Origin of the sequence: Streptomyces sp. NPDC017448, from assembly GCF_044330565.1 — a bacterium.
Classification (GTDB): Bacteria; Actinomycetota; Actinomycetes; order Streptomycetales; family Streptomycetaceae; genus Streptomyces.
Genome location: NZ_JBIRLM010000016.1, coordinates 53,799 through 67,574 on the forward strand (window position 1 = coordinate 53,799; position 13,776 = coordinate 67,574).

The window sequence follows — 13,776 nt, forward strand, 5'->3', positions numbered from 1 at the left end:
ACCGCCGTCAGGCGCCCCTGCCGGCTCCCCCCGGGCCCGCCCCCGACCGCTCCCGCCGCACTGCCCGCCCCTCCGCCGCCCGGTCGCCCGGCCGCTCGGCCGGGGTCATGGAGGCGCAAAGAATCTCCGCCCCCGTACGACCCGTACGCCGCTTCGTGTTTGAGGGGCCGTTCGTCGGTCACCCGCACGGAAGACGCATACGGCGACTGACTTACGCCATATCGACATCGGGAGTGAGCGGAGTTGAGCAGCATGGAGAACTGGCGCCTGCACGCCGCCTGCCGAGAGGAGGACCCGGACCTGTTCTTCCCCATCGGGAGCACGGGCCCGGCCCTCGTCCAGACCGAGGAGGCCAAGGCCGTCTGCCGGACCTGCCCCGTTCAGGCCGCCTGCCTGGAATGGGCCCTGGAGAACGGGCAGGACTCCGGTGTCTGGGGCGGTCTGTCCGAGAACGAACGGCGCGCCCTGAAGCGCCGCAACCGCCGCCGGGCGGAGGCTCAGGGAGGCGGCGCGGCCTGACCCCCCGCCGGACGACGTCCCCCCGCCCGGCGGGTGGGGCTCCCCGGGGCGGGGCCCGGAGCGGCGACATCACCGCCCCGGGTTCTTCATCCGGGAACCAGTGGGTAGACGATGAGCCATGGACTCCACCGTTTGGCTCGTTCTCGCCGCCGTGGCCGCGCTGCTCATGCTGGCCGTGGCCGTCGTGCTCCTTGTGCGGGTCTTCAGAGCCAGGAAGCTGCTGGTCGACGCCGGAATCCCGCTGCGCAGCAAGGCGCTGGTCTGGGCGGCCGTCCTCTACACCGTCTCACCGATCGACCTCCTGCCCGACCCGGTCTACCTCGACGACATCGGCTTTCTGCTCCTCGCCCTGCGCTCCCTGCACGCGGCCGCCTCGGCTGCGGGATTGCGTGGAGGCGTGGGCGATCGGGCGAAGACCCCGGCGGAAAGCCACCCGGACGCGGTGCGCTGAAGCGCCCGTACCGGCTGCGGCCCGGCCGGTCCGTCCTCCGGCCGCTGGGGCCGGGTCCGTCCTCCGGCCTCCGGCCGCGGGGCGGGGTTCCGTCTCCCAGCCGCTGGAACCGGATACCGCCTTCCGGTCACGGGGGATCCCCCCGTTCCTCCGGGGCGGCCGTCGCCGACTTTCCCTCTCCGCGCCGCCGACGGGCGAGATCGGACGGGCACCCGCGTGGGGAGGCCCCCGGCAGCAGCCATGCGCCGGGGGTCTCCCCACGCGGGCCGCCGCATCCGCCCGGTTCTCCCCTTCACCGCGCCCCCGCCGGCACGGCGGCCGGTGTCCGACACGACCGAAGCGCCCCCGGATCTCCGTACCCTGCCCCCGGGACGGCGGACGGCAGGGCGGAGAGCCGGGGGCGCGGGGCCTCCGGGCGGCGCGGCCTCAGTGGGCCACGGTCGCGAGGATGACCTTCCCTCCGCCGACCGCTTCGCGGATCCGCACCTCCTGCGCCAGCCGCTGGACCATCGGCCAGCCGAACCCGCCGGTGCGCCCGGTCAGATCGGGCGTGCGGTTCCGCGGGTGCGCCGGACTCGGGTCGGTGACCCGGACGTGGACGCCCCTGCGGTCGGCGGTCAGCCACAGGGCGGTGACGGCGCCCGCGTGACGGACGGCGTTGGTGACCAGCTCCGAGACGAGGAGCAGGAGGCTCTGCACCATGTGCGTGGTCGGCGCCGGGTGCAGGCGTGCGACGAACGCGCTGACCGCGTCCCGTGCGTCGGCGGCCATCTCCGGTCGGCAGACGAAATCGGTACGGGTCTCGCCGTCCGGTGACAAGGTCATGAGCATGCGGTCGTTCATAGCGTTCACCCCGTCGCGTGAGCTTTCTGGCTGACGTTCGGGTACCCCGGAACCGGCTGTTCATGGAAGAGGTCCGCGGTGAGCCCACACCTCCCCCCGAACGGCTCAGCTCCTCCCGCCGAGCCGGCCGGGCCGGACCCGCCGGGCCGGAACGGTCGGCCGCGCGCTCCTTTCACCCGCTCCGGGGTGCGGGGCTTGTCCGAAGTGCGCACCCCCCGCCTCCGGGGCCTGTCGCCGAACCGCCCTGCCGGGCGACGGCGGCTCGACGGCAGGTCCTAGGCTGGACCGATGCGCCCCCCGTCCGCCCCGCCCGGCCCCCGTACGTACGCGAGCGGCCCCCGCTCGCGCGTGAGCGGCCCTCCTGCCAACCGGGTCCGCCTGCCGTGACCAGCGAGACCCGGACGCTTCCCGCGCTGGCGCCCGGTGCGGTGGAGACCCCGTTCGTCATCAAGGACTACGGCGAGGTCGTCTCCCACGACACGCACTGGGACGCGCACTCCCACCCCTTCCACGAACTCCTCTGGAACGAGCGCGGCGCCTCCACCGCGGTGGTGGGCGAACGCGTCTGGATGATCACCCCCGCCCTCGGCCTCTGGATGCCCGCCGGCACGCTGCACACCGGCTCGGCGAGCGCCGGCACCCGGCTGCGGGCCAGCTTCTTCGGCTTCCGCACCACCGCGTCGATCTCCGACACCCCGGTCGCCGTCGAGATCACCCCGCTGCTGCGTCTGCTGCTGGAGAGGCTCGGGGAGCCCGCTCTCGCCCCCGGTTCGCGGGCCGCGACCGAGGCGCTGGTGCTCGACGTGCTCACCCCGTCGCCCCGCGAACTGCTCGTGCGCGTCCCGTCCTCGGCCCTGCTCCGTCCGATCGCCGACGCGGTGCGCGAGGACCCGGCCGATCAGCGGACGCTCACGGAGTGGGCCGCGGCCCTCGGCGTCAGCGCCCGTACCGTCACCCGTGCGTTCACCGCCGAGACGGGCGCCGGCTTCGGCCGGTGGGTGGCGGCGGTCCGCGCCCAGCACGCGATCGGCCTGCTGGCCGCCGGATGGGAGGTGGAGAGCGTGGCCGAACAGGTCGGCTACCGCTCCGCCAGTGCGTTCGGCGCGGCCTTCCGGCGCACGACGGGGCTCACCCCGGGGAGCTTCCGCCCGGAGTGAGCCGGGCGTCGGCGGCCGGAGCGGGGTGCGGCCGCCGACGCCCCCACCGGAGGGGCGGCGGGACGGCGTCCGCGCGGACGCACCTCTGCCTGTCCGTTCCGCGACATGCGGTGTCCGTAACGCTTGATTGCGACATACGTTCCCCTCTCATAAAGTTCCAAGGCAAGCCTTACCTAAGTCGTTCACGCAGTCGTCGCCCCGCGCGTCATGCGGGTGCTTCCCGCGCCCGACGTGCGAGCAGCGGCACCCCTGACATCCGGAAAGCCGGGTACACACCCATGTCTTCACACCGCCTCCGCCTGCTCATCGTGGCGGCCGCCCTCGTCGGCGTCTCCGCCTGCGGCGGGAACTCCGACGCCGGGACCAAGGGCGAGGGCCGCTCCGACGGCGCCTTCCCCCTGACCGTCGAGCACGCCCTGGGCACGACCACCATCCCGGCCAAGCCGAAGCGCGTGGCGACCGTCAACTGGGCCAACCACGAAGTGCCGCTCGCGCTCGGCGTCGTCCCCGTGGGCATGGCCGCGGCCGACTTCGGCGACGACAACGACGACGGCGTGCTGCCCTGGGTCGAGAAGAGGCTCGACGAGCTGAAGGCCAAGACGCCGGTGCTCTTCGACGAGACGGACGGCATCGACTTCGAGGCCGTCGCCGACACGAAGCCGGACGTCATCCTGGCCGCGTACTCGGGTCTGACCAAGAAGGACTACGAGACCCTCAGCGAGATCGCCCCCGTGGTCGCCTACCCGGACGCCGCCTGGGCGACGCCGTGGCGCGAGATCGTCCGGACGAACAGCAAGGCGATCGGGCTGGCCGACGAGGGCGAGAAGCTGATCAAGAAGCTCGACGGGGAGATAGCCCAGACCGCCGCCAAGTACCCGCAGCTCAAGGGCAAGTCGGCGATGTTCATGACGCACGTGGACCCGAACGACGTCAGCCAAGTCGGTTTCTACACCGCCCACGACACCCGTACGCAGTTCTTCCAGGACCTCGGCATGAAGATCCCCGGGTCCGTGGCGAAGGCGTCCGAGGGCACCGACAAGTTCGCCCTCACCAAGAGCGCCGAGCAGATCGACGCGTTCGACGACGTCGACATCATCACCGGGTACGGCGACGAGACCGGTGAGCTGCTGAAGACGATCACCGAGGACCCGCTGCTCTCGAAGATCCCCGCCGTCGAGCGCGGTTCCACCTACTTCCTGCCCGGCAGCGGCAGCCCGCTGGCCACCGCCGCCAACCCGACGCCCCTGTCGATCGCTTACGTGCTGGACGACTACGCCGCCGCCCTCGCCAAGGCCGCGGACAAGGTCAAGTGACCACGCCCGGCACCCGTACCCCGCCGGACGCCGTCACCAGGCGTCCGGCGGGCGTGCGCCTGCTCTGGGTCCTGCTCTCCGCGCTCGCCCTGGCCGCCGTCATGGTGGCCTCCGTCGCCCTCGGCTCCCGCGACGTGCCGTGGTCCGACGTCGTCGCGGCCTTCGGCGGATCCGACGACACCCTGGGCCGGGCGGCCGCGGCCAAGCGCATCCCCCGTACGGTCCTCGCCGTCGTCCTCGGCGCCGCGCTCGGCCTCGCCGGAGGGGTGATGCAGGGCGTCACCCGCAACCCGCTGGCCGACCCGGGCATCCTCGGCGTCAACATGGGGGCCTCCCTCGCCGTCGTCACGGGGGTCGCGTTCTTCGGACTCACCTCCCCGACCGGCTACATCTGGGTCGCCATCGCGGGTGCCGCCCTCTCCGCCCTGTTCGTCTACACGGTCGGCACCCTCGGCAGGGGAGGGGCCACCCCGCTCAAGCTGGCGCTCGCCGGGGCCGCCACGTCGGCCGCGTTCGCCTCGCTCGTCAGCGCGGTCGTCCTGCCGCGGAACGACATCGCCGGAAGCTTCAAGCTCTGGCAGATCGGCGGCGTCGGCGGGGCCTCCTTCGAACGCGTCGGCCAGGTCGCGCCGTTCCTCGCCGTCGGCTTCGCCGTCTGCCTGCTCTCCGCCCGCGCCCTGAACTCCCTCGCCCTGGGCGACGAGTTGGCGGCCGGACTCGGTGAACGGGTCGCCCTGGCACGCGCCGTGGCCGCCGCCGGGGCCGTCCTGCTGTGCGGAGCGGCCACCGCCGTCGCCGGGCCGATCGGGTTCGTCGGCCTCGTCGTCCCGCACACCTGCCGGCTCCTCGTCGGCGTGGACCACCGCTGGCTCCTGCCGCTGTCGACCGTGCTCGGCGCGGTCCTGCTCACCGCCGCCGACGTCGTCGGCCGCATCGCGGCACGCCCCTCCGAGATCGACGTCGGCATCGTCACGGCCCTCGTCGGGGCCCCGTTCTTCATCTACATCGTCCGCCGACAGAAGGTACGTGCCCTGTGAGCGCCCCTGTCCTCACCCGGCCCGCCTCCGTCGAGGCCGCCACCCGCCGCCGTGTCCGGGGCGCCTCGCGCCGCCGCCGCGTCGTCCTGGTCCTGGCCCTCCTCCTCGTCGCCGCGTTCGCCGTGACCCTCATGGCGGGCCGGACCTCCTACCCGCCCGGCGACGTGCTCCGGGTGATCCTCGGCGAGCAGGTGCCCGGCGCTTCGTTCACGGTGGGCCGGCTGCGCCTGCCCCGCGCGACCCTCGCCCTGATCGCCGGATTCAGCTTCGGCCTGGCCGGCGTCACCTTCCAGACGATGCTCCGCAATCCGCTCGCCAGCCCCGACATCATCGGCATCAGCTCCGGGGCGAGCGCCGCCGCGGCCATCGCCATCGTCACCCTGTCCCTCGGAGAGGTGCAGGTCTCCGTCCTCGCCATCGCCGCCGGACTCGGCGTCGCCCTCCTGGTGTACTCCCTGGCCTTCCGGGACGGCGTCGTCGGCACCCGCCTCATCCTCATCGGCATCGGGATCTCCGCGATGCTCGACAGCATCACCTCCTACGTGCTGTCCCGGGCCGCCGAATGGGACCTCCAGGAGGCGATGCGCTGGCTGACCGGCAGCCTCAACGGAGCCACCTGGGAACAGGTGCTCCCCGCGCTCGCCGCCGCGGCCGTCCTCACCCCGCTCCTGCTCGGCCAGGCCCGCAACCTCTCCGCGCTCCAGCTCGGCGACGACACCGCCTCCGCCCTCGGCGTACGGGTGGAACGCACCCGGATCACCGTGATCGTCGCCGCCGTCGGGCTCATCGCCTTCGCCACGGCCGCCGCCGGCCCCATCGCGTTCGTGGCGTTCCTCTCCGGGCCCATCGCCGCCCGGATCACCGGGGCGGGCGGCTCGCTGCTCCTGCCCGCCGGACTCGTCGGCTCGCTGCTCGTCCTCGTCGCCGACTTCACCGGTCAGTTCGCCTTCGGCGAGCGCTACCCGGTCGGCGTCGTCACCGGCGTCCTCGGAGCCCCCTACCTCGTCTACCTGATCATCCGCACCAACCGGGCGGGAGGCTCGCTATGACCACGCACCACCGACTGACCGCCGAAGGACTCACCCTCGGCTACGGCGACCGGACCGTCGTCGACTCCCTCGACCTGGCCGTACCGCCCGGCCGGATCACCGTGATCGTCGGCGCCAACGCCTGCGGCAAGTCGACGCTGCTGCGCTCCATGTCCCGGCTGCTCGCCCCCAGGGCGGGGCGGGTCGTCCTGGACGGCAAGGAGGTGCACCGGCTCCCCGCCAAGGAGCTGGCCCGCACCCTCGGACTGCTGCCGCAGTCCCCCGTCGCCCCCGAAGGCATCACCGTCTCCGACCTCGTCGGCCGCGGCCGCCACCCCCACCAGTCCGTCTTCTCCCGCTGGAACGAGAAGGACGACGCCGCCGTGGCCGCCGCCCTGGAGGCCACCCGTACCGAATCCCTGGCCGAACGCGCCGTGGACGAGCTCTCCGGCGGCCAGCGCCAGCGCGTGTGGATCGCGATGGCCCTCGCCCAGCAGACCGATCTGCTGCTGCTCGACGAGCCGACCACCTTCCTCGACGCCAGCCACCAGATCGAGGTCCTCGACCTCCTCACCGACCTGAACCGCTCGCGCGGCACCACCATCGTGATGGTCCTGCACGACCTCAACCTCGCCGCCCGGTACGCGGACCATCTGATCGCCCTGGCCGGCGGCGGCCTCCACGCCTCCGGCGCCCCGGCCGAGGTGCTGACGGAGGAGACCGTACGGGCCGTCTTCGACCTCGACAGCCGCATCATCGAGGACCCCGTCTCCGGGCGGCCCCTGATGCTCCCGATCGGCCGCCACCACGTCCTGGACCCGGCCGGGGCGCAGCCCGCGACGGAGGCGGCCCGCTGAGCGCCGGAGTGCGCGCCCCCTGATCGGCTGACTGCACCCTGTCACTGACATGTTTCGAAGGGTGACGGGGGATGCAGGGGAGGTCGGGTGCCGGGCCCCCGCCCCGGCACCCCCCTTCCTCGAAGCGGTCATTGGGAGAACCTCGGTGGAGCACACCTCGGTGCAGAACAAGGAAACCGTACGGAACTGTCCGTTCGACTACGCGCAGCGGCTGGAGTTCGACCCCCAGCTCAGGCAATTGCTGACCGAGGAGCCGGTGTCCCGCATCCGGATGGCGTACGGAGAGGGCGAGGCCTGGCTGGTCACCCGGTACGACGACGTCCGCACGGTCACCACCGACCGGCGGTTCAGCCGCAGTGCCGTCCTCGGCCGGGACTTCCCCCGCATGACCCCGGAGCCCATCGTGCAGGCGGAGTCCATCAACCTCATGGACCCGCCCGCCAGCAGCCGCCTGCGCAGCCTGGTCGCCAAGAGCTTCACCCCGCGCCGCGTCGAGCAGATGCGCGGCGGCACCCAGCGCGTGGTCGACCGGCTGCTGGACGAGATGGAGGACGCGGGCCCACCGGCCGACTTCGTCGCCCGCGTCTCCTCGCCGCTGCCGCTGATCACCATCTGCGAGGCGCTCGACATCCCCGAGGCCGACCGCCCCTGGCTCCGCGCCCACGCCATGACCATGATGAACGTCGGAGCCGCGGGTAAGCAGGACGCCGTACGGGCCAAGGCGGAGCTGCGCGGCTACTTCCAGGAACTGACCGCCGACCGGCGCCGCTCCCCGGGCCAGGACCTCATCAGCACCCTCGCCACCGCCCGGGACGGCGCCGAACTGCTGGACGACGACGAACTGGCCGTCATGGCGATGGTCCTGCTCATCACCGGTCAGGACACCACCACCTACCAGCTCGGCAACATCGCCTACACCCTGCTCACCCGGCCGGAGCTGTCGGACTCCCTCCGGGCCGAACCGGCGCGGCTGCCCCGCACCCTGGAGGAGCTGCTGCGCCACATCCCCTTCCGCAAGGGCGTCGGCATCCCGCGCGTCGCCCTGGAGGACGTGGAGCTCGGCGGTGTCCTCATCAAGGCCGGCGACGTGGTCCACGTGTCCTACCTGACGGCGAACCGGGACGCCGCCAAGTTCGACCGCCCCGACGAGCTGGATCCCGACCGCCCGGCCATCCCCCACATGACGTTCGGCTGGGGCGCCCACCACTGCCTGGGCGCGCCGCTGGCCACCATGGAACTGGAAGTGGCCTTCTCCACGCTGCTGACCCGCTTCCCGGCCCTGCGTCTGGACGTGCCGCCCGAGGACGTCGAGTGGAACACGACCTCCATCTGGCGTTATCCGCTCGCCCTGCCCGTCACCTGGTGACGAGAGGCTCCGCTCCGAAGACCGAGGAGAACCCATGGCGACCCTGTGCAGACCCGCCATCGCTGTGCCCGAGCACGTCATCACGATGCAGCAGACCCTGGATCTGGCGCGGGAGACCCATGCCGGGCATCCGCAGCGCGACCTCGTCCTGCGGCTCATCCAGAACACCGGTGTCCAGACCCGGCACCTCGTGCAGCCCATCCAGGAGACCCTGAAGCACCCCGGGTTCGAGGTGCGCAACCGGATCTACGAGACCGAGGCCAAGGCCCGGGTCCCCGACGTCGTCCGCCGCGCCCTCGCCCACGCCGAGACCGAACCCGGCGAGATCGACCTCATCGTCTACGTCTCCTGCACCGGCTTCATGATGCCCTCGCTGACCGCGTGGATCATCAACACCATGGGGTTCCGGTCCGAGACCCGCCAACTGCCCATCGCCCAGCTCGGCTGCGCGGCGGGCGGCGCGGCGATCAACCGCGCACACGACTTCTGCCGGGCCTACCCCGGCTCCAACGTCCTCATCGTCTCCTGCGAGTTCTGCTCGCTGTGCTACCAGCCCACCGACATCGGCGTCGGCTCGCTGCTCTCCAACGGGCTGTTCGGCGACGCCCTCTCCGCCGCCGTCGTACGGGGGCGGGGCGGCACCGGCATGCGCCTGGAGCGAAACGGCTCCCACCTCGTCCCCGGGACCGAGGACTGGATCTCCTACGCCGTCCGCGACACCGGCTTCCACTTCCTGCTGGACAAGCGGGTTCCCGGCACCATGGAGATGCTCGCCCCGGTCCTCCAGGACCTGGTCGACCTGCACGGCTGGTCGGTCCCGGACATGGACTTCTTCATCGTCCACGCCGGAGGGCCGCGGATCCTGGACGACCTCTGCCGCTTCCTGGAGCTGCCGCCGGAGATGTTCCGCTACAGCCGGGCCACCCTCACCGAACGCGGCAACATCGCCAGCTCCGTCGTCTTCGACGCGTTGGCCCGGCTCTTCGACGACGGCGGGGCGGCCGAGGCCGCGCAGGGGCTCATCGCCGGCTTCGGACCCGGGATCACCGCCGAGGTCGCCGTGGGCAGTTGGGCGAAGAACGGCCTCCCGGCCGGCGCCGCGCCCGATCTCCACGAACTGGAACCGGTCGGCGGCGTTGCGCTGTCCGGCTGAACCCGCTAAGGCGGCCCACGGCCGGGGACGAAGGAACGGGTGTTCGCGCTTCGCGGACGCACTCGCTCCGTGAACGGACCCCCACCCCGAGGAGACCGCATGCGCCTGCCCGCCCGATGGGCCCCGGCCGCCCTGCTGCTGATCGCCCCGCTGATCGGCGCCCCCGCCACGGCCTCGGCCGACAGCGGACCGGAAGGGGTCCGGGTGGAGCAGTCCACCCGGGCCGTACCCGGGCAGTACATCGTCACCCTGGAGCCCGGGCTCCCCCCGGACACCGTCCTGCGGGAGCTCGGGCTCGACCCGTTGTTCCGGTACGGAAACGTCCTGCACGGCTTCGCCGCCTCGCTCACCGCCTCGGAACTCGAAGCGGTACGGGCCGCCCCCGGTGTCCTCGCCGTCGAGGAGAACGCCGAGGTGACCGTGGGAGAGCCCCGGTCCGGCGGCCTCTTCCGCGCCCCCGCCGCCGGCTGGGGCGCCGACCGCATCGACCAGCGCGCCCTGCCGCTGGACGGCGCCTTCACCGCCACCGCCACCGGCAAGGGCGTGAAGGCGTACGTCGTCGACACCGGGATCGACGCCGCGCACACCGAGTTCGGCGGCCGGGTCGTGCAGGGGTACGACGCGGTCGGCGACGGCCGCGACGGCATGGACTGCAACGGGCACGGCACGCACGTGGCGGGCACGGTCGGCGGCGGGACGTCCGGCGTGGCCCGGGAAGCCTCGCTGGTCAACGTACGCGTCCTGGACTGCGAGGGCCGGGGAACCTGGGCCGGCATCCTCGCCGGGTTCGACTGGGTCGCCCAGGACGCCGAGCGCACCAGGACCCCCGCCGTGCTCAACGCCTCGCTCGGCGGGGCCCGTTCGACATCCGTCGACGCGGCGGTGGAGTCCGTGGCCGCCGCCGGCGTGCTCCCCGTGGTGGCCGCCGGTAACGACATCCGGGACGCCTGCGACGTCTCCCCGGCCGCGGCGGACGGCGTGGTCGCGGTCGGGGCGAGCGACCGGCAGGACCGCGAGACCTCCTTCAGCAACTGGGGCTCCTGCGTCGCGCTGTACGCACCCGGCGCCGACATCGTCTCGGCCCGGCTCGGCGGCGGCGCCGTCTCGCTGAACGGCACCTCCATGGCCAGCCCGCACGTCGCGGGCGTCGCCGCGCTGTACAAGCAGGAGAACCCATCCGCCGAGCCCGCCGCCGTCGCGCGGTGGCTGACGGACACGGCCACCCCGTACGTGCTCTCCGGCCTCGGCCAGGGCTCGCCCGACCGGCTGCTGTTCACCGGCGGCCTCTGAGGTCCGTCGGCCCGCCGGCCCTCCCCGGCCCGCCGGCCGGCCGGACCGGCCCACGGGCCGGGGAGCGGCGAACGCGCGGCGGAACCCGCTCCCCGCCCGGGAACCCGGCGCCCCGCCCCGCCGGAACCGGCCCCACCGGCCCACCGGCCCCACCGGCCCCACCGGCCCCACCGGCCCCACCGGCCCCACCGGCCCACCGGCCCCACCGGCGCCGCCCCGCCGCCAGGATCGCGGGGCGGGCACGGCTGCGGCACAGTGGGCACATGGACGACCTCAACGCACTCGCCGAGGAACACCTGGCCGCCGCCCGCGCCTCCGCGCACGGCCGCAGCGCCCACCTCCTGCTCCAGCAGCCCCCCTTGCGGCAGACGGTGATCGCCCTCACCGAGGGGACCGCGCTCGACGAGCACAACGCACCGCCCGCGGCCTCGCTGCTGGTCCTGCGCGGCAGCGTCCGCGTCACCGCCGCCTCCGGCGACGCCGACCTGCCGGCCGGGGTCCTGTACCCGCTCCCGCGGGAGCGGCACGGGCTGCTGGCGCTCCGGGACGCGGTGGTCCTGCTCACCGCGGTCAACGACTGACCGCCCCCGGCGTCCGTGACGCGCGGCCGCGTCGGACGGGGAGGGGTGTGCACCGGCCCCGGCGTGGCAGGAGAGGATCGAGCGGAGTCGGCGCGTCCGGAGAGGGACGGGCCGCGCCGCCCGCCGCGTCCGTCCACGTACCCGGAGTACCAGCTTGCCCACCCAGACCGCGTCCGCCGCGGACAGCACCGCCCCCGCCGCCGGACGCACCGCACCGTACCGACGCTGGGTCACCGCCCTGCGCCGCACGCCGGTCTCGCTGTGGAACGACGACATCACCGACTGGGCCGCGGCCCTGACGTACTACGCCATCCTGGCCCTGCTGCCCGCGCTCCTGGCCACCGTGTCCGTCATCGGCCTGGCCAACCCCGACGCGACCGGCGCTCTGATCGCCGACATCACCGCGTTCGCCCCCGCCGAGTCCGGCGAGGCGCTGCGCAGGCCCCTGGAGGCGGCGACCGAACAGCGCTCCGCCGTCTGGCTGCTCGTCGCGACCGGGTCGGTGAGCGCCGTGTGGTCCGCCTGCAGCTACCTCGCGGTCTTCCGCCGGGCGATGCACGCCATGCACGGCGTCCGGGACACCCGTCCGCCGCTGCGACAGGCGCACATCATCGTCGTCTCCGCCATCGGCCTGCTCCTGCTGCTGATGACCAGCGCCTTCGCCCTCGTGATGACGGGCCCGCTGGCCCGCTGGCTCGGCCGCCGCGCCGGTCTGCCGCACGAGGGGGAGACCCTCTGGGCGGCGATGAAGTGGCCGCTGCTGGTGTTCCTCGTCGCCTGTCTGATCATGGTTCTCTTCAGCACCGGTCCCCGCTCCGCGCGGGGTGTCCGCCGGGGCCTGCCCGGCGGCGCCCTCGCCGCGGTCTGCTGGCTGGCCGCATCGGCGCTGTTCGCCCTGTACGCCACCCAGGTCGGCAGTTACAGCAGGCTGTACGGCTCGCTCGCCGGGCTCGTCGTCTTCCTCATCTGGGTCTGGTTCGCCAACCTCTCGCTGCTGGCTGGAGCCCAGTTCAACGTCGAGCTCCAACGGCAGGGCCCGGGGCGCGCGACGGGGGAGGCGGGGCCCGCGGCAGCGGAGGGGAAGGCCGTCACGGCCGCAGAATGAGCCGGACCGGGTCGCCCTCCTTGGTCTCCATCCGCCGCACCGCCCCCGCCGCCTCCTCCAACGGCAGAACGTCGGTGATGGACCGGGAGAAGTCCAGCCGACCGCCTTCGGCGAGCCGGACGAGCTGCCTCACATGGTGGCCCTCCGAGCCGTAGTGGCCCAGGATCCGCTGCTGGAAGTAGCTGAACAGCGTGCCGTGGGAGACCGTCAGCGGCTGATCGGTCAGCCCCACCAGCACCAGCCGTCCCTTCGGGGCCAGCACGGTCAGCGCCTGCTCGCGGACCGGGGGAACCCCGGCGAAGTCGAAGGCGGCCGTCAGGCCCACGCCGTCGCTCGCTCCGAGCACCTTCTCCCGGAACCGCGGGTCGGCGGGGTCCAGCGCCAGGTCCGCCCCGAACTCCAGGGCCCGCCGCCGGGCCGCCGGAGCGGGGTCCACCGCGACGACCGGGTACGCGCCGACCGCCCGCAGCAGTTGCACGGCGTGCGCGCCGAGACCGCCCGCGCCCCAGACGCCCACCGCCTCCGCCGGCCGCACGTCGCCGGTGGCGGTCACCGCCGCCCACGGCGTCGAGACCGCGTCCGGGATGATCGCCGCCTGCTCGAAGGGGAGCGAGTCGGGGAGGGCGACGAGGGTGGACGCGGTGGCGAGGGCGTACTCGGCCCAGCCGCCGTCGTAGTCGACGCCCCGGGTGTACGTCCGGCCCCGGCGCTGCTCGCCCGCCTGGAGCACCACCCGCGCCCCCGGCGACCAGCCGGTGACGTCCGGCCCGGTCTCCGCCACGGTCCCGGCCACCTCGTGGCCCAGTGTGACCGCGTCCCCTTCCGCGTACATCGGACTCAGCGTGCCGTCGACGAGGTGCACGTCGGAGAGGCAGACCCCCGCCGCCTCCACCTTCACCAGCACCTCGCCGGGTCCGGGGACGGGCCTCTCCACCTCCTCCACGACGAGGGAGCGGCTGGAGAGGTGGAGACGCGCGGCGCGCATGCGTTCCATGACGGGTCCTTACGGTTCGGATCGGCGGCCTATCGCAAGTCGCCTTGCTTTAAAACGTAAGCCGGTCCTGCGGCTAAAGCAA

Annotated in this window: 14 protein-coding genes; 12 read left to right on the forward strand and 2 right to left on the reverse strand. The window is 73.5% G+C overall.

The window, feature by feature from the left end; all coding sequences use genetic code 11:
* Positions 1 to 252 precede the first annotated feature (252 nt).
* Positions 253 to 519, forward strand: a complete 267-nt coding sequence (locus ACH4K1_RS24065; protein WP_228992122.1) for a WhiB family transcriptional regulator — start codon at positions 253 to 255, stop codon at positions 517 to 519.
* A gap of 118 nt (positions 520 to 637) precedes the next feature.
* Entirely contained in the window at positions 638 to 970 is a 333-nt protein-coding gene (locus ACH4K1_RS24070; RefSeq protein ID WP_398091415.1) for a YkvA family protein, read from the forward strand.
* Positions 971 to 1,396: 426 nt separating this feature from the next.
* On the opposite strand, the gene ACH4K1_RS24075 is transcribed toward ACH4K1_RS24070, so the two are convergent.
* The gene (locus ACH4K1_RS24075) at positions 1,397 to 1,813 is read right to left on the reverse strand and encodes an ATP-binding protein (protein ID WP_228992124.1); all 417 of its coding nucleotides are present in this window, start codon (positions 1,811 to 1,813) and stop codon (positions 1,397 to 1,399) included.
* 383 nt (positions 1,814 to 2,196) lie between these two features.
* Between ACH4K1_RS24075 and ACH4K1_RS24080 the strand changes: the two genes are divergently transcribed.
* The 10 genes from ACH4K1_RS24080 (at position 2,197) to ACH4K1_RS24125 (ending at position 12,700) form a co-directional block, all read left to right on the forward strand.
* Positions 2,197 to 2,970, forward strand: coding sequence for an AraC family transcriptional regulator (locus ACH4K1_RS24080; RefSeq protein WP_398091416.1), 774 nt, complete (start codon positions 2,197 to 2,199; stop codon positions 2,968 to 2,970).
* A gap of 278 nt (positions 2,971 to 3,248) precedes the next feature.
* Positions 3,249 to 4,283 (forward strand): iron-siderophore ABC transporter substrate-binding protein, encoded by a 1,035-nt coding sequence (locus ACH4K1_RS24085; RefSeq protein ID WP_398091417.1) that lies wholly within the window; start codon positions 3,249 to 3,251, stop codon positions 4,281 to 4,283.
* The gene (locus ACH4K1_RS24090; RefSeq protein WP_398091418.1) at positions 4,280 to 5,320 is read left to right on the forward strand and encodes a FecCD family ABC transporter permease; all 1,041 of its coding nucleotides are present in this window, start codon (positions 4,280 to 4,282) and stop codon (positions 5,318 to 5,320) included. The genes ACH4K1_RS24085 and ACH4K1_RS24090 overlap by 4 nt, the downstream gene beginning before the upstream one ends.
* Positions 5,317 to 6,369 (forward strand): FecCD family ABC transporter permease, encoded by a 1,053-nt coding sequence (locus tag ACH4K1_RS24095; RefSeq protein WP_398091420.1) that lies wholly within the window; start codon positions 5,317 to 5,319, stop codon positions 6,367 to 6,369. The genes ACH4K1_RS24090 and ACH4K1_RS24095 overlap by 4 nt, the downstream gene beginning before the upstream one ends.
* Positions 6,366 to 7,205, forward strand: coding sequence for an ABC transporter ATP-binding protein (locus tag ACH4K1_RS24100; RefSeq protein ID WP_398091421.1), 840 nt, complete (start codon positions 6,366 to 6,368; stop codon positions 7,203 to 7,205). The genes ACH4K1_RS24095 and ACH4K1_RS24100 overlap by 4 nt, the downstream gene beginning before the upstream one ends.
* A gap of 145 nt (positions 7,206 to 7,350) precedes the next feature.
* The gene (locus ACH4K1_RS24105; protein WP_398091423.1) at positions 7,351 to 8,571 is read left to right on the forward strand and encodes a cytochrome P450; all 1,221 of its coding nucleotides are present in this window, start codon (positions 7,351 to 7,353) and stop codon (positions 8,569 to 8,571) included.
* The gene (locus ACH4K1_RS24110) at positions 8,543 to 9,724 is read left to right on the forward strand and encodes a type III polyketide synthase (RefSeq protein WP_398091540.1); all 1,182 of its coding nucleotides are present in this window, start codon (positions 8,543 to 8,545) and stop codon (positions 9,722 to 9,724) included. The genes ACH4K1_RS24105 and ACH4K1_RS24110 overlap by 29 nt, the downstream gene beginning before the upstream one ends.
* A 99-nt stretch (positions 9,725 to 9,823) precedes the next feature.
* Positions 9,824 to 11,014: a S8 family peptidase gene (locus tag ACH4K1_RS24115; RefSeq protein WP_398091425.1), complete on the forward strand. Its 1,191-nt coding sequence runs from the start codon at positions 9,824 to 9,826 to the stop codon at positions 11,012 to 11,014.
* Positions 11,015 to 11,277: 263 nt separating this feature from the next.
* A complete protein-coding gene (locus tag ACH4K1_RS24120) occupies positions 11,278 to 11,595 on the forward strand; it encodes a cupin (protein ID WP_398091426.1) in 318 nt (105 codons plus the stop codon).
* A gap of 154 nt (positions 11,596 to 11,749) precedes the next feature.
* The gene (locus ACH4K1_RS24125) at positions 11,750 to 12,700 is read left to right on the forward strand and encodes a YihY/virulence factor BrkB family protein (RefSeq protein WP_398091427.1); all 951 of its coding nucleotides are present in this window, start codon (positions 11,750 to 11,752) and stop codon (positions 12,698 to 12,700) included.
* Here the strand turns inward: ACH4K1_RS24125 and ACH4K1_RS24130 are convergent.
* Positions 12,684 to 13,694, reverse strand: a complete 1,011-nt coding sequence (locus ACH4K1_RS24130; protein WP_398091428.1) for a zinc-binding dehydrogenase — start codon at positions 13,692 to 13,694, stop codon at positions 12,684 to 12,686. The genes ACH4K1_RS24125 and ACH4K1_RS24130 overlap by 17 nt on opposite strands.
* Positions 13,695 to 13,776 lie beyond the last annotated feature (82 nt).

What these genes read in the sequence shown, in the direction of transcription:
- ACH4K1_RS24065 (WP_228992122.1), top strand. Translation starts at nt 253, where the DNA reads ATGGAGAACTGGCGCCTGCACGCCGCCTGCCGAGAGGAGGACCCGGAC.
- ACH4K1_RS24070 (WP_398091415.1), top strand. Translation starts at nt 638, where the DNA reads ATGGACTCCACCGTTTGGCTCGTTCTCGCCGCCGTGGCCGCGCTGCTC.
- ACH4K1_RS24085 (WP_398091417.1), top strand. Translation starts at nt 3,249, where the DNA reads ATGTCTTCACACCGCCTCCGCCTGCTCATCGTGGCGGCCGCCCTCGTC.
- ACH4K1_RS24115 (WP_398091425.1), top strand. Translation starts at nt 9,824, where the DNA reads ATGCGCCTGCCCGCCCGATGGGCCCCGGCCGCCCTGCTGCTGATCGCC.
- ACH4K1_RS24100 (WP_398091421.1), top strand. Translation starts at nt 6,366, where the DNA reads ATGACCACGCACCACCGACTGACCGCCGAAGGACTCACCCTCGGCTAC.
- ACH4K1_RS24130 (WP_398091428.1), bottom strand. Translation starts at nt 13,694, where the DNA reads ATGGAACGCATGCGCGCCGCGCGTCTCCACCTCTCCAGCCGCTCCCTC.
- ACH4K1_RS24075 (WP_228992124.1), bottom strand. Translation starts at nt 1,813, where the DNA reads ATGAACGACCGCATGCTCATGACCTTGTCACCGGACGGCGAGACCCGT.
- ACH4K1_RS24120 (WP_398091426.1), top strand. Translation starts at nt 11,278, where the DNA reads ATGGACGACCTCAACGCACTCGCCGAGGAACACCTGGCCGCCGCCCGC.